At 52.8% G+C, this 21,862-nt stretch carries 19 protein-coding genes; 12 read left to right on the top strand and 7 right to left on the bottom strand.

Annotation, left to right across the window (positions count from 1 at the left end; genetic code table 11):
* Positions 1-10: 10 nt before the first annotated feature.
* The 4 genes from UNDYM_RS16770 to UNDYM_RS16755 all read left to right on the top strand — a co-directional run bounded on the left by UNDYM_RS16770 (position 11) and on the right by UNDYM_RS16755 (position 4,394).
* Positions 11-589: a peroxidase-related enzyme gene (locus tag UNDYM_RS16770; protein WP_162042048.1), complete on the top strand. Its 579-nt coding sequence runs from the start codon at positions 11-13 to the stop codon at positions 587-589.
* Positions 586-1,653 carry a lipopolysaccharide heptosyltransferase II gene (waaF, locus tag UNDYM_RS16765; protein ID WP_162042047.1) on the top strand — a complete coding sequence of 356 codons (1,068 nt, stop codon included), beginning with the start codon at positions 586-588 and terminating at the stop codon, positions 1,651-1,653. The genes UNDYM_RS16770 and waaF overlap by 4 nt, the downstream gene beginning before the upstream one ends.
* Positions 1,593-2,222, top strand: coding sequence for a Crp/Fnr family transcriptional regulator (locus UNDYM_RS16760; protein WP_162042046.1), 630 nt, complete (start codon positions 1,593-1,595; stop codon positions 2,220-2,222). Before waaF ends, UNDYM_RS16760 begins: the two co-directional genes overlap by 61 nt.
* A 216-nt stretch (positions 2,223-2,438) precedes the next feature.
* Positions 2,439-4,394 (top strand): GGDEF domain-containing protein, encoded by a 1,956-nt coding sequence (locus tag UNDYM_RS16755; protein ID WP_162042045.1) that lies wholly within the window; start codon positions 2,439-2,441, stop codon positions 4,392-4,394.
* Positions 4,395-4,408: 14 nt separating this feature from the next.
* Here UNDYM_RS16755 and UNDYM_RS16750 read toward each other — a convergent pair whose 3' ends face one another.
* Positions 4,409-5,209 carry an ABC transporter substrate-binding protein gene (locus UNDYM_RS16750; protein ID WP_162042044.1) on the bottom strand — a complete coding sequence of 267 codons (801 nt, stop codon included), beginning with the start codon at positions 5,207-5,209 and terminating at the stop codon, positions 4,409-4,411.
* 91 nt (positions 5,210-5,300) lie between these two features.
* Positions 5,301-7,145, bottom strand: coding sequence for an alpha/beta hydrolase (locus UNDYM_RS16745; RefSeq protein WP_232063517.1), 1,845 nt, complete (start codon positions 7,143-7,145; stop codon positions 5,301-5,303).
* Positions 7,146-7,332: 187 nt separating this feature from the next.
* Between UNDYM_RS16745 and UNDYM_RS16740 the strand changes: the two genes are divergently transcribed.
* The 8 genes from UNDYM_RS16740 (at position 7,333) to UNDYM_RS16705 (ending at position 17,636) form a co-directional block, all read left to right on the top strand.
* Positions 7,333-8,685: a TolC family protein gene (locus tag UNDYM_RS16740; protein WP_162042043.1), complete on the top strand. Its 1,353-nt coding sequence runs from the start codon at positions 7,333-7,335 to the stop codon at positions 8,683-8,685.
* A gap of 41 nt (positions 8,686-8,726) precedes the next feature.
* Positions 8,727-9,839, top strand: a complete 1,113-nt coding sequence (locus tag UNDYM_RS16735) for an HlyD family secretion protein (protein WP_162042042.1) — start codon at positions 8,727-8,729, stop codon at positions 9,837-9,839.
* Positions 9,840-9,848: 9 nt separating this feature from the next.
* Positions 9,849-11,858, top strand: coding sequence for an ATP-binding cassette domain-containing protein (locus UNDYM_RS16730; RefSeq protein ID WP_197740915.1), 2,010 nt, complete (start codon positions 9,849-9,851; stop codon positions 11,856-11,858).
* Positions 11,855-13,009 (top strand): ABC transporter permease, encoded by a 1,155-nt coding sequence (locus UNDYM_RS16725; RefSeq protein ID WP_162042041.1) that lies wholly within the window; start codon positions 11,855-11,857, stop codon positions 13,007-13,009. The genes UNDYM_RS16730 and UNDYM_RS16725 overlap by 4 nt, the downstream gene beginning before the upstream one ends.
* Before the next feature lie 16 nt (positions 13,010-13,025).
* The gene (locus UNDYM_RS16720) at positions 13,026-14,198 is read left to right on the top strand and encodes an ABC transporter permease (RefSeq protein WP_162042040.1); all 1,173 of its coding nucleotides are present in this window, start codon (positions 13,026-13,028) and stop codon (positions 14,196-14,198) included.
* Between the two features lie 63 nt (positions 14,199-14,261).
* The gene (gene fabI, locus UNDYM_RS16715; protein WP_162042039.1) at positions 14,262-15,041 is read left to right on the top strand and encodes an enoyl-ACP reductase FabI; all 780 of its coding nucleotides are present in this window, start codon (positions 14,262-14,264) and stop codon (positions 15,039-15,041) included.
* 16 nt (positions 15,042-15,057) lie between these two features.
* Positions 15,058-16,479, top strand: a complete 1,422-nt coding sequence (locus UNDYM_RS16710; RefSeq protein ID WP_162042038.1) for a bifunctional enoyl-CoA hydratase/phosphate acetyltransferase — start codon at positions 15,058-15,060, stop codon at positions 16,477-16,479.
* A complete protein-coding gene (locus UNDYM_RS16705; RefSeq protein ID WP_232063516.1) occupies positions 16,476-17,636 on the top strand; it encodes an acetate/propionate family kinase in 1,161 nt (386 codons plus the stop codon). The genes UNDYM_RS16710 and UNDYM_RS16705 overlap by 4 nt, the downstream gene beginning before the upstream one ends.
* A 127-nt stretch (positions 17,637-17,763) precedes the next feature.
* Here the strand turns inward: UNDYM_RS16705 and UNDYM_RS16700 are convergent, their stop codons facing one another.
* The 5 genes from UNDYM_RS16700 to rlmH all read right to left on the bottom strand — a co-directional run bounded on the left by UNDYM_RS16700 (position 17,764) and on the right by rlmH (position 21,764).
* Positions 17,764-18,075: a hypothetical protein gene (locus tag UNDYM_RS16700; protein ID WP_197740914.1), complete on the bottom strand. Its 312-nt coding sequence runs from the start codon at positions 18,073-18,075 to the stop codon at positions 17,764-17,766.
* A gap of 321 nt (positions 18,076-18,396) precedes the next feature.
* Positions 18,397-19,032, bottom strand: a complete 636-nt coding sequence (locus UNDYM_RS16695) for a hypothetical protein (protein ID WP_162042037.1) — start codon at positions 19,030-19,032, stop codon at positions 18,397-18,399.
* A 129-nt stretch (positions 19,033-19,161) separates the two neighbouring features.
* Positions 19,162-20,634 (bottom strand): ribonuclease G, encoded by a 1,473-nt coding sequence (gene rng / locus UNDYM_RS16690; protein WP_162042036.1) that lies wholly within the window; start codon positions 20,632-20,634, stop codon positions 19,162-19,164.
* 21 nt (positions 20,635-20,655) lie between these two features.
* A complete protein-coding gene (locus UNDYM_RS16685) occupies positions 20,656-21,273 on the bottom strand; it encodes a nucleoside triphosphate pyrophosphatase (protein WP_162042035.1) in 618 nt (205 codons plus the stop codon).
* A 20-nt stretch (positions 21,274-21,293) separates the two neighbouring features.
* Positions 21,294-21,764 carry a 23S rRNA (pseudouridine(1915)-N(3))-methyltransferase RlmH gene (gene rlmH, locus UNDYM_RS16680; RefSeq protein WP_162042034.1) on the bottom strand — a complete coding sequence of 157 codons (471 nt, stop codon included), beginning with the start codon at positions 21,762-21,764 and terminating at the stop codon, positions 21,294-21,296.
* Positions 21,765-21,862: the final 98 nt, after the last annotated feature.

Raw genomic sequence — 21,862 nt, 5'->3', positions numbered from 1 at the left:
AGGAGAAGCCATGACTACTGCGATTTCCCGTTTCCCTGTTCCAGAAATAAAAGACCTGCCTGACGATATACGCGAGAAAGTATTGGCCGTGCAGGAAAAAGCTGGTTTCGTACCGAACGTATTCCTGACGCTGGCCCACAGGCCCGATGAATTTCGTGCCTTCTTTGCCTATCATGATGCCCTGATGCTGAAAACCACAGGTAACCTGAACAAGGCCGAGCGTGAAATGATAGTCACTGCAACCAGTGCCAAAAACAATTGCCTGTATTGCGTAGTTGCCCATGGTGCGATTCTGCGCATCTATGCCAAGAATACCCTCGTGGCTGACCAGGTCGCCGTCAATCATTTGAAAGCAGATATCACACCACGTCAAAGTGCCATGCTGGATTTTGCGATCAAGGTTTGCCTGGATTCACAAAGCATCAATGATGCTGATTATGCCTTGTTGCACAGCCATGGTTTTGATGATGAAGATATCTGGGACATAGCAGCCATCACCGCATTCTTTGGCTTGTCGAACCGCATGGCAAATGTGATTTCCATGCGGCCAAATGATGAGTTCTTTCTCATGGGGCGCACGCCAAGATGAGTGTCGTCGTGCACAGTCCTGCCAGCCGCATTCTCGTCATTGCACCCAACTGGATAGGCGATGCCGTCATGGCCCAGCCTTTGCTGCAATTGCTGAAACGCGACCATCCGCAAGCTGCGATCGATGTACTGGCACCGGCCTGGGTAGCACCGGTTTTGCGCGCTATGGTGGAAGTGGATACGGTACTGGAAACACCCTTGAAACATGGCTCACTGCAATTACGTGAACGCTGGCGCTATGCAAAAATCTTGCGCCAGCGTGGCTATGAAGCCGCCTATGTGTTGCCTAATACCCTGAAATTTGCACTATTACCCTGGATGGCTGGTATCAAAAAGCGGGTTGGGTACAAGGGGGAGAGCCGTTATGGCCTCATCAATGTCATGCATCAAGACAGCAAGTCCGCACCGCGACCCATGGTGGCATTTTATGCAGCGCTGGCGAATGCGCCAGTAACTGATCTGGTGCAGAGCTTTCCCAAACCGCGCTTGCAAATTGCCCCTGCACAGATAGATACCGTCTTGCAGGAAATGGGCTTGTCGGCAAAACAGCCTTTGATCTGTTTTGCTCCGGGTGCCGAATTTGGCAATGCCAAACGCTGGCCTGTCAGCCATTTTGCAGAACTGGCAAAGACCATCCTGCAAGCTTATCCTGATGCGCAAATCGTGTTGCTGGGCTCACCCAAGGACGTTGAAGTTTGTCAGCAGATACAGGCGACTTGCCCGGCTGTTCACCAGTTTGCTGGCAAGACCAGACTGGATCAGGCGTTGGCATTAATCGCAGCAAGTGACGCCATGGTGTCGAATGATTCTGGCCTGTTGCATATTGCCTCAGCGTTTAACAGACCCGTCATCGCCATTTATGGCCCGACTGATCCAGATCACGCGCCACCATTTTCTGATATCGCCCACTCCCTGTCGCTGCGCCTGGCTTGTGCGCCGTGCCGGCAAAGGGAATGTCCTCTGGGTCATCATGACTGCATGAATAAGCTCGATAGCCAATTGGTATGGCAACCCCTGCAGGCTATATTGACGTCCGCGCGTTTGCCATTGCCCGCTTTGTCATGACCCATACCAGACGTTTGATGGAGCAGGCCGCAGGCACGGCCTTGCCTGGATGGGATATCCTGCGTCCTTTCACGAAAAAATTGCACTTCCACAAAGGCGAGCTGGTGTTCGCGGCAGGTGAATGGCAACCCTATGTCTATGTGGTTACCAGCGGCATTGTGAAGCTGACCTACCTGGGGATTGATGGCGTGGAGTGGATCAAATCCTTTATTGGTCCTGGCGATTTCTTTGCATGCCCAAATGTCTTGATATCCGGGCAAGCCACGGATTATTTCGCTGCTGCCATTGATGAATGCGTGCTTGAACAGGTTGATTACGCACCTGTCAGGCAATTGTGCGATCAATATCCTCCTTGGCAAAAAGCCATACGGCAGTTACTGGAGCAGCACATAGTCAGGAAAGAGCAGAGGGAACGTGAGTTGCTGACCATGACGCCGGAAGACAGATACCTGTCATTCTTAAAAACCTATCCCGAATTGGCAGAGCAATTGCAACTGCGCGATATTGCACGTTATCTCGGTGTTACGCCTGAAGCATTGAGCCGCATTCGCAAGCGATTGCGACTGTAAATGATTGTGTAAAGCCGCAATTGACTTAGTCAATTATTGTATGATGGAAATAAGCTGGTGCTCTACCGGTAGTCCACACGTTTGTGACTGCTGCTTGTGACTGCTGCATAAGCGCACCAGGCAGCATGGCAAAAATGCCAGGCTTATTAATATTATTTTCACATTGTAACTATGACCAAGCATGGAAAGTTGTGGCTCAGCCTGACATGCTTTTGCATGCAATTCCTGCTCGCGCCTGCCAGTTTGGCCGTTGACAAAATACATCTGCAACTCAAGTGGACGCATGCGTTTCAGTTTGCCGGATATTACGCTGCAAAAGAGCTGGGTTATTACCGGGAAGCTGGCCTTGATGTTGATATTTTGCCAGCTCAGCCAGGCTTGGACGTCATCGATCAGGTAGTTACCGGCAAGGCAGAGTATGGCGTTGGCACCAGCAGCCTGATACTTGCCCGCAAGGCTGGTCAGCCCGTTGTTGCCCTGGCTGTCATATTTCAGCATTCTCCCTTGATACTGATATCCAGAAAAGAGAACGATGTACAGACTGTGCACGAGCTCAAGGGCAAGCGCATGATGCTGGAGCCGCAGTCGCAGGAATTGCTTGCTTATCTCAGGCGTGAAAATGTGCCTTTCGAGCAACTGCAGCAAATCGAACACAGCTTCAATCTTGATGATTTGATACAAGGGAAAGTCGATGTCATTTCTGCTTACCTGACTAATGAGCCATTTCGCCTCGGGCAGGCGGGCGTTGCCTACAATATTTACACGCCGCGCGCTGCCGGTATCGACTTTTATGGCGATAATCTGTTCGCCAGCGAAAGTGAGATACGTACCCATCCTGAACGTGTAAAAGCTTTTCGCGCTGCCAGTTTGCGTGGCTGGGAATATGCGATGAGCCATCAGGATGAAATCATAGACATGATATTGCAGCGTTACAAGGGTACAGATGCGGGGCAGCACAACAAGGAATTTTTTCAGTATGAAGCAGCGCAAACCAGTTATTTGCTGAGCCGGGAACTGATAGCGATAGGGTATATGAATCCAGGGCGCTGGCGTCATATAGCAGATACTTACGCTGAACTGGGCATGCTGCCAGCCGGTTATCCACTGGATGATTTTTTGTATGACGCCAATCCCGACGTGAATTTGCGCTGGTTGTATTTCTGGGGTGCACTTGCCCTGGTTTTTGTCAGTATAGTCGGTGGCGTGGCATTGTATATTTTCAAGGTCAATCACAAGCTGGCAAACAGTCTGGATGAATTAAAGAGAAATGAATTAAGACTTAATCTCCTGTCTTCTGCCATAGAGCACAGCCCGACCTCGGTGATCATTACTGACGCCAATAGTGTGATCGAATACGTGAACCCGCACTTCATTCTGGAAACGGGCTATTCTGCTGAAGAAGTCATCGGTAAAAAACCGAGTATCCTGCAATCTGGCCAGGTACCTGCCGAAACCTATCAGGCCATGTGGGCGCAGCTCTTGCGGGGTGAAGTCTGGACGGGTGAATTGATCAATCGCCGCAAAAACGGCGAGGCATATTGGGAAGAGGCACACATTGCCCCTGTCAAAGACAGCAAAGGCAAGACCCGTCATTATGTCGCAGTCAAAGTCGATGTCAGTGTACGCAAGGAAGTCAATGACAAGCTGGCCTATCTGGCGCATCACGACAGCCTGACGCACTTGCCAAACCGCACCCTGTTCTTTGAACGGCTGGCGCAGGGGCTGGCACTGGCGAAAAGAAACAATACCCGCCTGGCGCTCATGTACATAGATCTCGATCGCTTCAAACCTGTGAATGATACCTATGGCCATGCAGTTGGTGACATCCTTTTACAGCAAGCCGCAGAGCGTATGAAGAATTGTCTGCGTGATTCTGATACGGTAGGACGTATAGGTGGCGATGAATTCGTGGCGCTGACCCTGGATGTCAGCGACAGGCAAAGTGCCTGTCTGCTGGCCGAGAAATTACGTGCAGCACTTGGACAGGCGTTTCTCATTGCAGGTAATGAGCACACAGTGTCGGCAAGCATAGGTGTTGCCATTTATCCCGACCATGGGGCAACTGAAATTGAATTGGCCAAGAGGGCTGATATTGCCATGTATGCCGCCAAGGCTGGCGGGCGGGATCAGGTCAAACTGTATCGCCAGGATATGGGGCAGACCCTTGAATAGCGCACTGAAGCGCATCATTTCTTTGCCAAATGATTGGCGGGTAAAGAGCCATCTTGCTGGCCTTTCCTGATGACCTTGTCTATCTGTTCAATGATGCCATCATCTTTGGATGCCAGTATCGCAAAGTGGATGTAGTCCACGGATAAAAACTTATCCAGTACCTTGAATGAAACACCAGGTGGCATAGGCGTATCTGGTGCTACGTCGGGCATGGTCTTGTTGAGCATGGCTTCGACCTTGCGCGGGTCAGGGTCATGGTGGCTGAACAACATGACATCCGTGCGCCTGTTTAATAATTTTTTCAGGCGTGAGGGCAGGGAATACAGATCTTCTTCTATCAGCAATAACTCGGATTTTGCCTTTTCAAATTCATCGCCATAGGTAGAGCCTCTTACCATGCCCACGGTTTTGCCCTGCAGGTCGGCGAGGCGGGAAAATGCAAAAGCTTGATCACTCCTGACGACCAGCCAGACATGGGTAGCAAAAGCGGGCAGGGAAAAATGCAAGGTTTGTGCCCGCTCCCTGGTTTTTGACAAACCAAAAGCCAGGCCTTCGCCCTCATTCAGGCTTTGCAACAGACGTTTCCAGGGGTAACGTCTGTACTCAAATTGCAGGTGCAGCTCCTTTTCCACATAAGCCACGGCTTGCTGAAATATGGGGTTATACGGCACCTGCGGGGTATTGGTGGCATTCGATTCTGCAATCAGCAGGACGAGTTTGCGCGGCTCTGCTGCCCAGCCCGCTGTGAAATACAGCGAGGTAAGAGCGCCCAGGAAGTATCTTCTTTTTTGATGTGTTTTTTTTAATATCGTCACTGCGATCTTTTCCTGCCTTGAGATTCGCCATATCAAAAAATATTTTACTCCTTATAGTGACGCCACAAGTTCCTAGTGCGACTATTTAAGCTTATTTTTCAAATACATAGCTGCCTGGCGCAACCCCCAGTTCCTTATCGCCGACAATCCTTGCCTTCACTTGTGTGCTGCTGGAATGCCCTGCCAGCCAGGCTTGCCAATGCGTCCACCATGAGCCTGTCTCCGTTGTTGCCGCCTTGAGCCAGTCTTCGGCCTGCTGGAAAGACTGGCCGCGCTGATCAGATGGCAAATGTTGAAAGCTGCGATGCGCATGGCCCGGTTCTGAAACTATGCCAGCGTTGTGGCCGCCAGACGCCAGTACAAAGTCAATAGGCGCATCGGTCAGCACATGGATTTTATACACAGAGCGCCAGGGTGAAACATGGTCGCGTGCCGTGCCAACCACGTACATGGGGGCGTGTATATTATTCAGTGCCACGGCGTGGCCATGCACTTCATAGCGGCCTTCTGCCAGGTCATTGTGCAGGAACAGGTGTTTTAAATATTCACTATGCATGCGATAAGGCATACGGGTGGTATCCGCATTCCAGGACATCAGATCATTTGGCGAATTGCGTGTGCCCAGCTGATATTCACGCATGATTTTTGACCAGATCAGGTCGCGTGAATTCAGCAATTGAAATGAGCCCGTCATCTGCTCGCCGGTCAGGTAACCTTGCTCCCACATTTGGGCGTCCAACATGGCAATCTGGCTTTCATCAATGAACAGGCCAAGTTCGCCCGGCTCGCTGAAATCAGTTTGTGCGGCCAGCAGATTGACCGTCTGCACAGGCGGCAAATGGTGTGCGTATTCCCTGGCGTGATCGCTTGCCAGTGCCGCGGCAGCAATACCTAGCAGGGTGCCACCGAGGCAGTAACCAACCGTGTGCACGGCTTTGTGCTGGGTTAACTTGCCAACTTCTCCCAGTGCTGCAAACAGGCCGCTGTCGAGGTAGTCTTGCATGCCCAGGTCACGGTCTTCCTTGCCAGGATTTTTCCAGGAAATCATGAATACCGTATGACCCTGGCTGACCAGGAAACGCACCATGGAATTATGTGGCGACAGATCAAGGATGTAGTATTTCATGATCCACGAAGGCACGATCAGGACAGGCTCTGCATACACCTTTGTGGTCTGCGGGGCATATTGTATGAGTTCTATCAGGTGATTGCGAAATACCACCTTGCCCTCAGTGACAGCAACATCACGTCCCGGTTGATATGCCAGTTGCTCGGTTTTATGTTCGCCAGCTTCAACCCCAGGCACTTGAAACTCCAGCCCATTATCCTGCATCCAGTGCGCCGCGCCAGTCATCAGGTTCTTGCCGCCCGTGGCCTGGGTAGTGGCGATGACTTCGGGATTGAGCAAGGGAAAATTCGACGGGGACATCATGTCCAGTAACTGCCTGGACATGAAGTTGACGACATTTTCATGATGCGCAGTGACGCCGCGCACGCCCTTGGTCGCATGTTGCCAGAACTCCTGTCTTTGCAGGAAGTATTGGCTCATGGCGTTGAAAGGCCAGTTGGTCCAGCCTGCGTCGGCAAAGCGGGTATCGCCTGCTGCATTCTTTGCAGTCTCTGCGGGTTTGCCGGTCAGCGCGGGTGCCAGAAATTGGGGCCAGCTGGCGATTTGTTTTTGCAGCAGATTACTTAGTTCCAGCTGTTTTCCCGGTGACACAGCGATATGCATGCCCCAGTCCATCCAGGCCAGAGCCACGCTGGCGGGTGAGATGCCGCCGGTCAATTTGGCAATATGGTTTTGCAAGGCCATATCGAGAGGATGCACTTCGGCCTCATCATCACCAAGATAGCAAAGCGGACGGGCAGGGCTTGCATAGTCTTTCTTTTGACCGGCTTGTTGTGGAGTGGTGGCAGGGCTGTAATCAGTTTTCATTGGCGCATCCTCGTTGATGTAAGCCTATTCTGGCAAACATGTCAGTCTATTGAATTGATTCGAATCAATTGCATTGTGCAAATGCAGCAATACACTAAGGATACTCTTTTTTGGTGAATTCAAGATGACACTGTTCAGACCACTTTCTCTCTGTAGAGACGCACAAAACCTATCCCTGCGCAGGCAAATGGATACTCGTGCAGGCATGTTGGAAACAGCTGGAAAGCCAAATAAAATCAAGGCTTTCGCACAAAGTTTGATCTGCATCAATATTTTACTGACTGGCGTACCAGCACTTGCCGCAGAGAGCCTTGAGCAAGTATGGAACATCGCTTTGCAGCGTAATCATGTGCTTGCTGCTTCGCAGCAAAAAGAACAGTCGGCGCAACATCAACTGGCTTCTGCGCAAGCCAATTACCTGCCTAAGTTGAGCCTGGAAAGTGGCTACATGCGCACCGAAAGCGAACCGGCAGCCAAAGTGAATATACCGGCGCTTCCCATGCTGAAAGGCACTACGCTGCCGTTTGCGCAGGAATCGGCCTATTTCGGTGGTCTCAGCATTTCTGCACCTGTATATACCAGCGGCAAAATTTCGTCTGGCGTCGAGGCAGCCCAGGCGCAATCCGAAGCGACCCTGGCACGCACCCAGCTTACCCGCAGTGACCTCAAGCTGGCGATTGCGCAAAGCTATATCGCCGTATTGCGCGCCGAGCATGCGGTACATGTCAGTAACAGCCATATCACTGCTGTCAGCAAGCATGTGGATGATGTACAGGCACTCTTTGACAAGGGCTATGCTGCCAAGCACGATTTACTGGCTACCCAGGTAGCGATGGCAAATGCACGTCAACTTGGGCTGCAGGCAAACAATGCGCTGGAGCTGGCACGCGCAGCATTGAATCGCTGGCTGGGGCGTGAATATGAAAGAGCGGTCGAGATACAGGATATTGCAGGTTTTAACAAAGAACCCGCCATGGCAGATTTGCCTGCTCTTTTGCAGTCTGCAAACAATGACCGCAAGGAATTACAAGAGTTATCCAGCCAAAGCCTGGTCTACAAAAAACAGGCCAATAGCATCGCTGCCGGACACTTGCCGCAGATAGGCATTACTGCCGGTTATAGCAAGCTGGAAAACCGCTACCTGGCTGAAGACAAGGGCTGGTATGTAGGCGTGGTGATGAAATGGGATTTGTTTGATGGTGGGCTGGTCCGACATCAGGCTTCGCAGCTTTCTGCAACAGCACAGGCGATTAGTGAAATGGAAGCTGACACCCGTGAGCGCATCGCCTTGCAGGTGCGGCAATCCTGGCTCACACAACAAGAGACCAGGGCGCGCATGCAATTGGTGGAAAAGGCGGTAGAACAGGCCGAAGAAACTCTGTCTCTGGCACGCGAGCGCTACCGCTCAGGGCTGGCGCCGAACAGTGATGTACTTGATGCAGAGGCACGCCGCTTGCAGGCACTGTCCAATCGCGATAACGCACTCTATGACCATGAATTCGCCCGCCTGCAATTACTGCATGCTGCGGGAAAATTGTAAGTGACGCATTTCATATTACCTATCAGTATCCAGGAAAAATGATGGAAAATAAATCCAAATTGCTGGGCCCTGCCTTACTCGGTGTTGCTGCCGTGCTCATCGCTGGTGGCTATTTTTACTATCTGGCACAGTCACGCAAGATGCCAGAAGGCCTGATCGTCGCCAATGGCCGTATTGAGGGCGACCGCATCGTCGCTGCTGCTAAATACCCTGGCCGCATCAGCAAGGTGTTTGCCAGGGAGGGCGATAGTGTCAAGGCAGGGGCCGTCATTGCACAACTCGAAGATGACAGTGTCCAGGCCAAGGTCGAGCAGGCCAGACAGGCTTCCAATGCAACTGAAGCACAGGTCCGTGCGGCGCAAGGTGCCCTTGATGTGGCGCAGAAAGAAGTGCCTTTGGGTATCAACCTCGCAGATGCCACAGTCAGCCAGGCCCAGGCTGCTTATTCCAAGGCCATGGCAGTCGAACAGCAAGCCCGGCTTGATGCACAACGTCACAAGGACTTGTTTGAGCGTGGCGTGATCGAAAAGCACAGATACGAGCAGGCTGACCTGGCATGGCAGGTGGCACAGTCAGATGTCAAGGCTGCGCAAGAGGCGGTTAATCGCGCCAGGCAAGGGCTCTCGCAGGCGCAACTGGGTAACGACAAGGTCAAGGCAAGGCAGCAGGATATTGCAGCTTTAAAAGCCCAGCACGACAGGGCAGATGCTGCAGTGGCAGAAGCCAGTTCCGTACTCGCCGATCTGCTCATCAAATCACCAGGTTCTGGTGTGGTGCTGACACGTTTGCGTGAGCCAGGTGAAGTTGTCATGCCTGGCGGGTCCATCCTGGAGATGGTCGATCTTGATCATTTGTACCTGAAGGTATATGTAGCCGAATCAAGAATTGGGCAATTACGCCTGGGTTTGCCCGCACGTATTTATGTGGATTCGCAGGGTGAGCAGTTCTATGAAGCGAAGGTCAGCTATATCGCCACGAGAGCAGAATTTACACCCAAGGAGGTGCAGACCACCGATGAGCGGGTCAAACTGGTGTATGCCGTCAAACTCAGTCTGGACAAAAATCCTGACCACAGGCTGACCCCAGGCATACCGGCAGACGCCGTCATACGCTGGAAAGAAGAGCAAGCCTGGCAAAAGCCACGCTGGAAATAAATGCCCGCGATGATGAAACAAATGCAGCCAGTTGCGACGATTCCCGGACCAATCGTTCTCGCACGTGCACTGATGAAATCCTATGGCAATTCGATTGCCATGGACGGCATAGACTTGCAGGTGGAAGCTGGCGAAATCTATGGCCTGATTGGTCCTGACGGTGCGGGCAAGAGCAGCTTGCTGAAATCCGTCGCAGGCGTGCTGGCACACGACTCTGGCGACCTGCAGGTATTTGGCACACTGATCAATTCTGAGAAAAGCAGTGAATTGATCAAGGACAGGATAGGCCTCATGCCCCAGGGCCTGGGACAGAATCTGTATGGTGATCTGTCGGTAGAAGAAAACATCGATTACTTCGGAGGCTTGCGGCTGCTAAGCAAGGCTGAACTGGGTGAGCGCAAGGAAGCCCTGCTGCGCAGCACCAGGCTGGAAAGATTCCGTGACCGTCCCATGAAAAACCTGTCCGGCGGCATGAAGCAAAAGCTGGGGCTGGTTTGCACTCTTATCCACGAGCCACAACTGGTGATACTGGATGAGCCAACCACGGGCGTTGATCCGGTATCCCGTCGCGAATTCTGGAGCATCCTCGCGCGCCTGCTCAAGGAAAAGGGCATCACAGCACTGGTGTCCACCGCCTATATGGATGAAGCCAGCCGCTTTCACCGCGTATCGCTCATGCATGCAGGCAAGATACTCGCATCAGGCGAGCCTGAACAAATCAAGACCCTGGCGGCAGGCTCGGTGGTCAGCATGGTATGCAGCAAGGCGGAGCAGCAGATAGCTGCTGTCCATCAGCTAGGCCAGCAATTCCCCCAGATGGAAGTATTGGGGCAAGACATACGTGTATTCGTCGATGAGACCGATGCCGCCAAGGCCATTGCACAAGTGCAGCTATGTGTGCCTGACGTCGCTATCAGTCACAGCGAGGTGCTGGAGCCAGAACTGGAAGATGTCTTTATCGCGCTCCTGCGGAAAAAACAGTTATTGGCCAGCAAAGCGACTCAGAAAAATCCTGACTCCACTGATCTCCCTGCTCAGCGTCATGCCGATCATGGCCTGGCGATAGAGGCAGAAAATCTGTCGCGTATTTTTGGTGCGTTCAAGGCAGTGGATGATCTGAGCTTTCGCGTACCGCAAGGCGAGATTTTCGGTTTGCTGGGTGCGAATGGTGCAGGTAAAAGCACGGTCATCAAGATGCTGACTGGCATACTCAGCCCCAGCAGCGGCAAGGGCAGGGTGGCGGGGGCTGACATGCGGGATGCCGGCCGGCAGATACGTGAACGCATAGGCTATATGTCGCAGGCGTTTTCCCTTTACCTTGATCTTTCAGTGCTGGAAAACATACGCCTGTATGCAGGTATCTATGGCCTGACCAGGCAGCAAACCGCAGCACGCATGGACTGGATACTGGATATGGCAGGCCTGCGTCCTTTCGGCGGTGCGCTGGCAGCCAGCCTGCCCATGGGCTTGCGCCAGCGCCTGGCACTGGGTTGCGCACTGATACACAGGCCGCAAGTGCTGTTCCTTGACGAGCCTACTTCTGGAGTTGATCCCCTGGGACGCCGTGCCTTTTGGGAAGTCCTGTTCAAGCTTGCCCGCGAAGAAAACGTCACCATCCTGGTCACGACCCACTATATGTCAGAGGCAGAGCACTGCGACCATATCGCCCTCATGTATGCCGGGCGCATAGTCGCAGATGCGTCGCCAGATCAATTGAAGGCTGACGTGGAAGCGCAGGCTGGCAAATTGTATGAATTGAAGGCAGCGGGGGATGCCAATCAGGCGCAGGCCATGCTGGAAATTTTACACAAGAATGGTTTTTCCAGTGCTGCTTTGTTCGGTTCGCGCATCCACGTGATGTTGCCGGAACCTGAACAGGATCTGCCGCGTCTCCATGCACTTCTGCAGACACCTGACATCCAGTTCCAGCAAAAGCGTTTGAGCATGGAAGACGTCTTTGTCCACATCGTCACCAGGCTGGAAGCAGAAGACGCCAAAGCCAGGGGAGAGCAAGCATGAATCTGCGGCGTATCAGTGTAGTGGCGTATAAGGAATGGCGCGAGATCGTGCGCGACCGCCTGTTTTTTGTCCTGGCTTTTGTCGTACCATCCTTATTGATGCTGCTGTTTGGCTATGGCCTGTCGCTGGATGTGGAAAACATTCCCCTGGCGATTGTGGATTACGACCAGTCTGTCAGTTCGCGTGACTATGCACATCATTTCAGTGATTCTCGCTATTTCTCCTTCCAGGGCTATGCACAGCGGGAGCAGGACGTAGAAAAGCTGCTGGTCGATAACAGCTTGCGGGCTGTCATCATTATTCCGCCCGATTTTGGTACACGCTTGAAATCAGGCCAGGCAACGACGGTGCAAACCTGGATAGACGGTACTTTCCCTTTCCGTGCACTGACGGCAAAAGGCTATGTGACCGCCATCAATGCCGCCATGAATCTTGATAATTTGTCGGCCCATTTCTCTGCGCTGACAGGAATAGGGCAAGAGACTTTGCGTAACAGCATGCAGTCGGTCAAGCTGGAGACAAGGTATTTGTATAATCAGGAGGTCAAGAGCATCTGGTCGATAGCGCCCAAACTCATCATGGTTATCCTCATGCTGTCACCACCATTTCTGACTGCTTTGGGCGTAGTCAGGGAGAAAGAATCCGGTGCTATCTATAACGTCTATTCATCCACCTTGTCACGCGGTGAATACCTGATAGGAAAATTACTGCCCTATGTAGGAATTTCCATCGTCAATGCCTGTGCGCTGACCGCATTTGCCCTGCTGCTGTTTGGTGCGCCATTCAAGGGTGATCCGCTATTCTTTTTGCTATCCACCATACTGTATGTGATTTGCACTACCGGCATAGGTTTGCTGGTGTCGGTGATGGTGAATACCCAGGTGGCAGCCATGGTGGGTACGGCCATTGTGACGGTGGTACCTGCGGTACTTTATTCAGGCATGATTATTCCTATCCCTTCGCTGTCTGCCATTGCTTCAGTCATTGCCCATGCCTTGCCCGGCATGTATTACGCAGAGATCGCCATGGGTAGCTTTCTCAAGGGGGTTGGCATTGCGGCATTGTGGCAAGACATGTTGATCCTGGCTTTGTATGCCATAGCCTTGTTTACAGCAGGATTTCTTGGTTTTTCCAAGCGGCCAAAAAATTGATGCGGAGTATGATGAAATGAACAGTTTGTTCGATCGTATCTGGTGGAGCCGCTTGCAGGCCATGACCTGGAAAGAGTTGTTGCAACTCATGCGTGACCCTGTCTTGCTGGTGTTTGTGCTGTATGCATTTTCTGCTGATATTTATAATGCTGCTTCTGGTGTGTCATTCCAGTTAAATAATGCGGCCTTAGTATTGTTTGATCTGGACCGCAGCGCGGCATCACGCGAACTGGCTGGACGTTTCATGTCGCCTGAATTTCGCTGGGCAGGTGCCATTACGCATGCCAGTCAGGGCCAGCAATTGCTGGATGATGGCAAAGCGATGGCGGTGCTGGACATACCTCCAGGCTTTTCGGACAAGCTGGCGCGTGGTGACACCGCATCTGTACAGATGCAGATTGATGCCTCCAATTCTGTACAGGGCTTTCTGGCAGCCGTGGATGCAAGCCAAATCGTTGCCCGCTATGGCCTGGAGCAAACCGCGCAGCGTTATGGTGTCGGAATTGGTGGAGTTGGCGGGGCAGGAGGGGCTGTGGACGCACCACTGATCAATAACCAGACCCGGGTCTGGTTCAATCCTAATCAGAACGATGCCTGGTTCATGGGTATTTCAGAATTATTAAATGTAATTACCCTGTTTTCGCTGTTGCTGCCTGCGGCTGCCATGGTCAGGGAGAAAGAACGTGGCACTATAGAGCAGTTGCTGGTATCACCGCTGTCACCATTGCAGATCATGATACCCAAGATAGTGGCGATGGTAGCGGTGATCCTGGGCGGCACCGCTCTTGGGCTATTCGGCATTCTGGTGCCGGTCTTTGCCGTGCCGGTAGCAGGAAGCTTGTTATTGTTCTTTGCACTGACTACCTTGTATGTCAGTACCCTGGCCGGCATAGGCATATTGATCGCCACCATGACGCGCAATATGGCGCAGGCAGGCATGATGGTGATACTTATCATCGCCCCCATGATGTTTTTGTCGGGCGCATGGACTCCCCCTGAAGCTATGCCCACCATCATGCGACTGGGCATGTATGTATCACCGCTGTATTACTACATCAATGCCAGTTACGGTATTTTGATGAAAGGGGCTGGCTTCAGTGTATTGTGGCCCATGTTTTCAGGCATATTGCTGATCGCCGTAATGGTGAGCCTGACGACGATAGCATGTTTCAAAAAACAGTTTGCCTGATGTGTCGGACAGGCAAACACCTGGTTCAGGTTCAATCAGGTTCAACCGAGATAGGTAAAAAAGATGACTGCAGCAAGTTCTTCATTTTCATTACAGGGCAAACGCGGCCTGATCATAGGCTTGGCCAATGAGCACAGTATTGCCTATGGCTGTGCGGCCATGGTAAGGCAACTGGGTGCAAGGACAGTATTGTCCTGCGTGAATGCCAAGGCGCATCAGTTTGTTGCGCCGCTGGCAGCAGCGCTGGAATCCACGCTCGTCGTTTGTGACGTGGAACAGGAAGGTTCGCTGGAAGCTCTTGTTGACGCGGCAGTGCAGGAACTGGGGGAACTGGATTTTGTCATCCACTCCATCGCCTGGGCACCTTTGGATGATTTGCATGGTCGCGTCATTGACAGTTCCAGTGCAGGCTTCTTGCGTGCCATGAATGTCTCCTGTCATTCATTTGCCCGTCTGGCCAGACTATGCGAGCCGCATTTAAGCAAGAGCGCCAGCATCATGACCATGACCTATCTGGGGGCAGACGAAGCCGTTGCCCACTATGGCATCATGGGGCCGGTCAAGGCGGCACTGGAATCAACGGTGCGCTATCTGGCGACCGAGCTTGGCCCTGCAGGAATACGGGTACACGCGATATCCCCAGGCCCTGTACCTACCCGTGCAGCGTCTGGCCTGCAAGACTTCGATGTACTGATGCAGAAAGCGGTTGCCCGCTCCCCTCTGGGCAGGCTGGTGACACTCGATGAGATAGGCCGGCTAGCTGCGTTCCTGATCAGTGATGCTTCATCCGGCATGACAGGGCAGACCTTGTATGTGGATGGCGGCTATCACATCGTAAATTAATGGGAGTCCACATCAAATGAATACCATCAACACAGCAACCAATGAACAAGACCTGATCTCCAATGTCGTGTATGAAGACTTGCAGATAGGGCAGACCGCCAGCCAGGTACGTACGCTGACGAACACCGATATCCAGGCCTTTGCTACCGTCTCGGGTGACGTCAACCCCGCCCACCTGGATGCTGAATATGCAGAGCACACGCTATTCCATGGCGTGATCGCCCATGGCATGTGGGGTGGGGCGCTCATCTCCACCATACTGGGTACGCGTTTGCCAGGGCCAGGCACGATCTATCTCGAACAAAACCTGCATTTCGTTAAACCCGTGCGCATAGGTGACACCCTGACTGTGTCAGCGACAGTGGTTGCCAAGGATGATGCAAAAAAGCGCGTGACCCTCGATTGTGAAATCAGAAACCAGAAGGGCGACAAGGTCGTATATGGCAATGCTTTGGTCATTGCTCCCACAGAAAAAGTCAGCCGCCCACGCGCCCACCTGCCCACCATGGCCATGTTCAACCTGGGCGAGCGCCAGCAGCACCTGGTTGATAGTGTCAAAGACCTGGCGGCCATCCCTTGCGCGGTCGTCCATCCCTGCGATGTCGATTCCCTGCAAGGCGCGGTCGATGCTGCAAAACATGGTCTGATCATACCCGTCCTGATTGCCCCGTTGGCGAAACTGGTCGCTGTCGCTGCTGCGGCCAATATTGATATAGGCAGCTATGAGCAAATCGATGTGCCACACAGCCATGCCGCTGCTGAAAAAGCCGTAGAACTGGCCGCCAGCGGTAAGGTAGAAGCTCTGATGAAAGGCAGCTTGCATACCGATGAACTCATGCATGCCGTCGTTGAATGTGCTGCCCTGCGTACCAAACGGCGCCTGTCGCATGTCTATCACCTGGATGTACCCATGTATCACAAGCTCTTGCTATTGACGGATGCAGCCCTGAATATTTATCCGAGCCTGCCGGAAAAAGCTGACATACTGCAAAACGCCATCAACCTGGCTCATGCCTTGAATATCACCGAACCCAAGGTTGCGCTCTTGTCTGCAGTCGAAACTGTCAACCCAAAAATCAATTCCACCATTGATGCCGCTGCCTTGTGCAAGATGGCAGAGCGCAAGCAAATCACCGGCGCTATCGTTGATGGCCCATTGGCTTTTGATAATGCCATTTCTGCCCGGGCCGCACAAATCAAGGGCATAGTCTCAGCCGTTTCTGGCGATGTGGATATCCTCATGGTGCCTGACCTAGAATCCGGCAATATGCTCGGCAAGCAATTTGAATATCTGGCAGGCGCAGCCACCTGTGGCGTTGTCCTCGGTGCCAAAGTACCCATTGCCCTGACCAGCCGTGCCGATGGCCCATCTTCCCGGGTTGCTTCTGCCGCACTCGTCAAATTACTGGCGCATGAATACCGGAAGAATGCACCATGAAGCAGCCCGTCATTCTGTCGGTGAATTCAGGTTCATCCAGCATCAAGTTTGCCCTGTATCCTTTTACTGAAGAGGGCGTGACAGGCAGTAATCTGACAGGTGTCATTGAGGGTTTGCAACCTGAGGGCAAGCCCGTCATACAATGTCGTACAAGTAATGGAACACAGACCTTGACGCTGGATCAAACGGATATCAGCGCCGCAGGTGGCGACCAGTTCGCGGCTGCGCTGCAAGCCCTGCACGGCGTGTTGATGAGCCATAGCGCAGACATGCAGATAGCCGCTGTAGCCCACCGCGTCGTGCACGGCGGCGAGCGGTTTTCATCTTCCATCGTGATAGATGACGCAGCCCTGGTCTATCTGCATACCCTGGATACACTGGCACCACTGCATCAGCCGCATAACCTGGAAGGCGTAGCCGCCTTTCGACGTGCCTATCCCGGCATACCACAGATAGCCTGCTTCGATACCGGCTTCCATGCTGACATGCCCACATGCGAAACCACGCTGGCCCTGCCGCAATCCCTGCGTGCCACTGGCATACGCCGTTACGGTTTTCATGGCCTGTCTTACCGCTATGTCGCCAGTCACCTGGCCCAGCAATCGGCACGCGCATTTGATCCTGCTGCCGGGAGCGTGATCATGCTGCACCTCGGTAATGGTGCCAGCGCCTGCGCCATGAAAAACGGTAAAAGCATCGCGACCTCCATGGGTTTCTCTGCACTCGATGGCCTGATGATGGGCACCCGCTGCGGCGCACTCGACCCCGGTGTCTTGCTACACCTGATGCAGCAGGGCTGGGGTGAAAAACGCATGGAAACCGCCCTATATAAAGAATCCGGCCTGCTCGGTGTATCAGGCATCTCCGCCGACATGCGCACCCTGCGCGCCAGCAGCGACCCGCGAGCTGGTTTTGCCATCGATTTATTCACCTATCGCGTGATACGCGAATGTGGTGCATTAAGCGCGTGCCTGAACGGTCTTGATGTATTGGTGTTTACCGGCGGCATAGGGGAACACGATGCGCTACTCAGGCAGCAGGTAGCAGAAGGTCTGGCTTATCTGGGCGTGCAGATAGAAACGGCAAAGAACAACGCCGCCCGCGGTGATGGCATTGCGCCCATTCATACCCCAACAGCAGCACTGAAGTGTGGGTAGTGCCCACGGATGAAGGACGCATCGCAGCCATGGATGCGCAACAACTGCTGCAAGCCATGCTTTGAGATGTTTGCTGTCGGCGATGAAACCCACGCCAGCACTTCCTTGGCCCTGGCTTAATTCAGGGCTACTTTTTTGCGGATATTTTTTTGATATCTTCGATCTTGGATTTCAAGGCCTTCAACTCATCCAGCGACTTGGATGCCCTGGGCGACAAAATTTCAGTCTCTTTGACGATATCCAAAAGTACATCAGTGATCAGGCCCAACTGTGTACCGTATGACGCAGCATTGAATACTTGCTCTTCTATTGCAGCATCCCCTGAAACCGGAGGGATCATGGACGTGAACCAGGCCGTTCTAGGCTCAATTTTTTGTGCAACACTGCCACTCCAGGGAAAGTGAACCTGTGGTGACCACACCCATAGCCATGGATACATGATAGCTCCTTGCTTTGATAAAACTTGCGGACAGGGAAAAATGAAACGCGGTTTCGGTACTCTGAAAAGCGGTGAATCCAAATTCTGCAACTTTACTCTGGCGAACAAATTGCTTCGATAGGTGTTGCCTAAAAAATATCATCTATTATGGCAATGTGCAATCAACATTTGCTGCATTGTGCAGCGCAGCAGCATGATTCTAGTTTGGGAATAACTTGCATCAGTAGGAAAGGCTGGGCCTGCTTGATTGGAAACCAGAATCAGCCAGGGATGCTGAGACTATACGATTTAAGAGACTGATCGCCCGATGCGTGTTGGAGATTAGTCCACCAGTGATCGCTTAGCCCATTCTGGCGCATCGCGCGGGTCGGGTTTATCGCCGTTGAAGTCGGCTAACACCTGCACAGTCTGATCATCTCGCTGCCAGTGCAATTTTCCATTGGCTGTAAAGATCAGGCGATTGCGTTGGTCGCGGCCTGACCATTCTGCTCCTGCCACTTCATTACTGGATGATTTGCGTTCTCCACCGCTGGAAATAACTTCCAGTCCAAGAGGAATATGCTCAGGGTGAGCTTTACACGAACGACCGTTTTCGAGGGAAATTATGCGGTTCGTTATAAAATAACCGCCACCACCCCAAGTATGGCCCTGTGGCCAGAGTCCTAGCGCATGTAGCCAGGGCAGGCGACTGACAGCTGTCCAGGATGATTCATAGCTCGTGTAGCCGCGTCGCTTCTGAAACACAAAATAGAGTAACAGTTCTCCATCTGGCGACAGGTCGCAACGTTGAGGGTATAAGCGGCCGCGCATCCATGCACCAGATTCAAAGACGTCGTTGCGGGTATCCCAGCGAATGACGTGAAACCAGTTGGTTGGTCCCCGTGCGAAGATTGCTGCTACATGCGCTTCCTTGGCAAAAATAACGAATAGTCTTGGGCTGGGTGGTGGAGTACTCATGGATCACATAGATGTATTGCTTGATTTGAACGAGTGAAGTTTGGTGCAGGCGCATGAATCCCTTCATGCCTTGGCTGGGCCGACATGAAGAGATTCAAGGGTCTTATTCTGAGTACTCTGTATCGCGCATCACATCAAAATAATATCGTACTGCTCCTGATGAAACACACTTTCGACTTGCAGTGAAATCGGTTTGCCGATGAAGTCACCCAGCATGGCCAGGTGTTGGGATTCTTCTTCGAGGAACATGTCGACCACGACTTGTGAAGCCATGATGCGGAATTCTCTGGGGTTGAATTGTTTGGCTTCGCGCAGCAGTTCGCGCAGGATTTCGTAGCAGATGGTGCGGGCGGTTTTTACCTGGCCTTTGCCGCTGCAGGCTGGGCAGGGTTCGCATAGCACATGGGCGAGTGATTCGCGTGTGCGTTTGCGGGTGACTTCTACCAGGCCCAGGGCAGAGAAGCCGGATACTGAGAGTTTGGTGCGGTCGCGTGACAGGGCCTTGTTGAGTTCGGCCAGCACGGCTACCTTGTGTTCTTCATTCTCCATATCGATGATGTCGAGAATGATGATGCCGCCGAGATTGCGCAGGCGCAGCTGACGGGCGATGGCGTGGGCGGCTTCGAGGTTGGTCTTGAAGATGGTGTCATCGAAATTGCGGCCAGCGACGAAGCTGCCGGTGTTGACGTCAATGGTAGTCATGGCCTCGGTCTGGTCGACGATGAGGTAACCACCAGACTTCAGATCGACACGGCGGCCCAAAGCTCTTTCGATTTCTTCTTCTACGCCATGCAAGTCAAACAGCGGGCGCTCACCTATGTAGTGTTGCAGCTTGCCGAGTACGGATGGCATATAGTGCGTCGCAAACTCTTGCAGCATGATGTAATTTTCACGCGAATCGACTTGTATGCTGTCGGTTTCTTCATTGACGAAGTCGCGCAAGACACGTTGTGCCAGATTAAGGTCCTGGTACAGCAGGGTCGTTGGTGGCTGGGTCTTGGCTAACTGCAGTATGGTGGACCAGGTGCGGCGCAGGTAATCAACGTCGGCTTTGAGGTCTTCATCCGAGGCATCTTCTGCCATGGTGCGGACGATGAAACCACCTTTTTCATCTACTTGCTGCAGGTTTTGTACCTTGGTGCGCAGAGCCTCGCGTTCTGCTTCGTTTTCTATTTTTTGCGAGATACCGATATGTGAATCTTGCGGCAGGTAGACCAGCATGCGGCCTGCGATGGAAATCTGGGTAGAGAGGCGTGCACCTTTGGTGCCTATCGGGTCTTTGACGACTTGCACGGTGACCGATTGACCATCGAACAGCAGTTTTTCTATCGGTGTCAGTGGCGCATTGGTATTGCCATTGGCATCCTGAGGGCGGGCATCCCAGATGTCGGCAACATGGAGGAAGGCGGCGCGTTCCAAGCCTATGTCAATAAACGCAGACTGCATGCCAGGCAAGACGCGTACGACTTTGCCCAGGTAGATATTGCCAACCAGGCCGCGTGACAATGTACGTTCTATATGGAGTTCTTGTACCGCACCCTGGAACATCAGGGCAACGCGGGTTTCTTGTGGGGTGATATTGATGAGGAGGTTTTCGCTCATAAGCTTCTCTAATACTTCAATTTAGGGAATAAAGATACCTGCCTGACGCAGTAACTGGCAGGTTTCAAATAAGGGTAATCCCATGATGCCAGAATAACTCCCTTTGATGTGTGAAATAAAACGGGCGGCGGCGCCCTGTATGCCATAGCCACCGGCTTTATCATAGGGTTCATTGCTATTGCAGTAGGCCAGTATCTGCTGTTCATCGAGGTTGGCAAAGCTGACTTCTGAGCACTGCGTGACGGCGGCACTGCCCAGGGCAGAATGCACGGCGATGCTGGTCAGTACCTGATGCGTCTGGCCTGCCAGCATGCTGAGCATTTGTATGGCTTCTTGCTTGTCGGCGGGTTTGCCCAGTATTTGCTTGCCGAGTACGACGGTGGTATCGGCGGCGAGCACTGGGCGTGGCAGCATTTTGCGCAGATGCATGATTTCCCATGCCTTGTCTGCTTTTTCCTGGGTGACACGGCTGACATAGGCTTCTGGTGCTTCGCCGGGCAAGACAATCTCGGTTACATCTGGCCCGCGTGGTGGGGCATCACGCAGCAGCAAGAGGTCAAACTCTATGCCTGCCTGGTGCAGCAGTTCGCGGCGTCTTGGGCTTTTTGATGCCAGGTAGATTTTATTTTCTTTTAGCATGGCGGTCTCCTTGGTATGACTTATACCCGGTGATAAGGGTGGTTCTGGGTAATTGACCAGGCGCGGTATAGCTGTTCTGCTAGTAGCACCCGTACCATGCCATGCGGCAGGGTCAGGCTGGAGATGCGTATCAGGGTATCGGCCCTGGCCTTGAATTCCGCATCCAGACCATCGGCGCCACCGATGATGAAGACCACATCGCGACCATCCTGCTGCCATTGCGTGAGGTTTTGCGACAGGGCGACGCTGGTCCAGTCTTTGCCGCGCTCATCCAGGGCGACTATGCGGGCATTCTTGGGTATTACAGCCTCGATTTTGGTACGCTCAAGAGCCATGACGGTTTCAGCAGTTTTGCTGCCCGAGCGTTCTACCGGTTTGATTTCCTTGAGGATGACGCGGCATTCTGGCGGCATGCGCTTGGCATACTCCTGAAAGCCTGTTTCTATCCAGGAGGGCATTTTGTGACCGACGGCGGCGATGATCAATTGCATGTTTGTGTCTGTTTGCTGCAAGTAGTAGATTGAAACCTGGTCTGCTTAAACAAATGGCTGCACGAGGCAGCCATTTGAAATAGTACTGTAACAGAGAA

The sequence above is a fragment of the Undibacterium sp. YM2 genome (assembly GCF_009937975.1).
Classification (GTDB): Bacteria; Pseudomonadota; Gammaproteobacteria; order Burkholderiales; family Burkholderiaceae_D; genus Undibacterium.
This window is presented reverse-complemented; position numbering and strand designations above follow the sequence as displayed.

Bases quoted from the DNA above. Each gene is read 5' to 3' on its own strand.
- UNDYM_RS16770 (WP_162042048.1), top strand. From the start codon at position 11: ATGACTACTGCGATTTCCCGTTTCCCTGTTCCAGAAATAAAAGACCTG.
- waaF (WP_162042047.1), top strand. From the start codon at position 586: ATGAGTGTCGTCGTGCACAGTCCTGCCAGCCGCATTCTCGTCATTGCA.
- UNDYM_RS16760 (WP_162042046.1), top strand. From the start codon at position 1,593: ATGGCAACCCCTGCAGGCTATATTGACGTCCGCGCGTTTGCCATTGCC.
- UNDYM_RS16755 (WP_162042045.1), top strand. From the start codon at position 2,439: ATGCAATTCCTGCTCGCGCCTGCCAGTTTGGCCGTTGACAAAATACAT.
- UNDYM_RS16745 (WP_232063517.1), bottom strand. From the start codon at position 7,145: ATGAAAACTGATTACAGCCCTGCCACCACTCCACAACAAGCCGGTCAA.
- UNDYM_RS16740 (WP_162042043.1), top strand. From the start codon at position 7,333: ATGGATACTCGTGCAGGCATGTTGGAAACAGCTGGAAAGCCAAATAAA.
- UNDYM_RS16735 (WP_162042042.1), top strand. From the start codon at position 8,727: ATGGAAAATAAATCCAAATTGCTGGGCCCTGCCTTACTCGGTGTTGCT.
- UNDYM_RS16730 (WP_197740915.1), top strand. From the start codon at position 9,849: ATGATGAAACAAATGCAGCCAGTTGCGACGATTCCCGGACCAATCGTT.
- UNDYM_RS16725 (WP_162042041.1), top strand. From the start codon at position 11,855: ATGAATCTGCGGCGTATCAGTGTAGTGGCGTATAAGGAATGGCGCGAG.
- UNDYM_RS16720 (WP_162042040.1), top strand. From the start codon at position 13,026: ATGAACAGTTTGTTCGATCGTATCTGGTGGAGCCGCTTGCAGGCCATG.
- fabI (WP_162042039.1), top strand. From the start codon at position 14,262: ATGACTGCAGCAAGTTCTTCATTTTCATTACAGGGCAAACGCGGCCTG.
- UNDYM_RS16710 (WP_162042038.1), top strand. From the start codon at position 15,058: ATGAATACCATCAACACAGCAACCAATGAACAAGACCTGATCTCCAAT.
- UNDYM_RS16705 (WP_232063516.1), top strand. From the start codon at position 16,476: ATGAAGCAGCCCGTCATTCTGTCGGTGAATTCAGGTTCATCCAGCATC.
- UNDYM_RS16700 (WP_197740914.1), bottom strand. From the start codon at position 18,075: ATGTATCCATGGCTATGGGTGTGGTCACCACAGGTTCACTTTCCCTGG.
- UNDYM_RS16695 (WP_162042037.1), bottom strand. From the start codon at position 19,032: ATGAGTACTCCACCACCCAGCCCAAGACTATTCGTTATTTTTGCCAAG.
- rng (WP_162042036.1), bottom strand. From the start codon at position 20,634: ATGAGCGAAAACCTCCTCATCAATATCACCCCACAAGAAACCCGCGTT.
- UNDYM_RS16685 (WP_162042035.1), bottom strand. From the start codon at position 21,273: ATGCTAAAAGAAAATAAAATCTACCTGGCATCAAAAAGCCCAAGACGC.
- rlmH (WP_162042034.1), bottom strand. From the start codon at position 21,764: ATGCAATTGATCATCGCCGCCGTCGGTCACAAAATGCCCTCCTGGATA.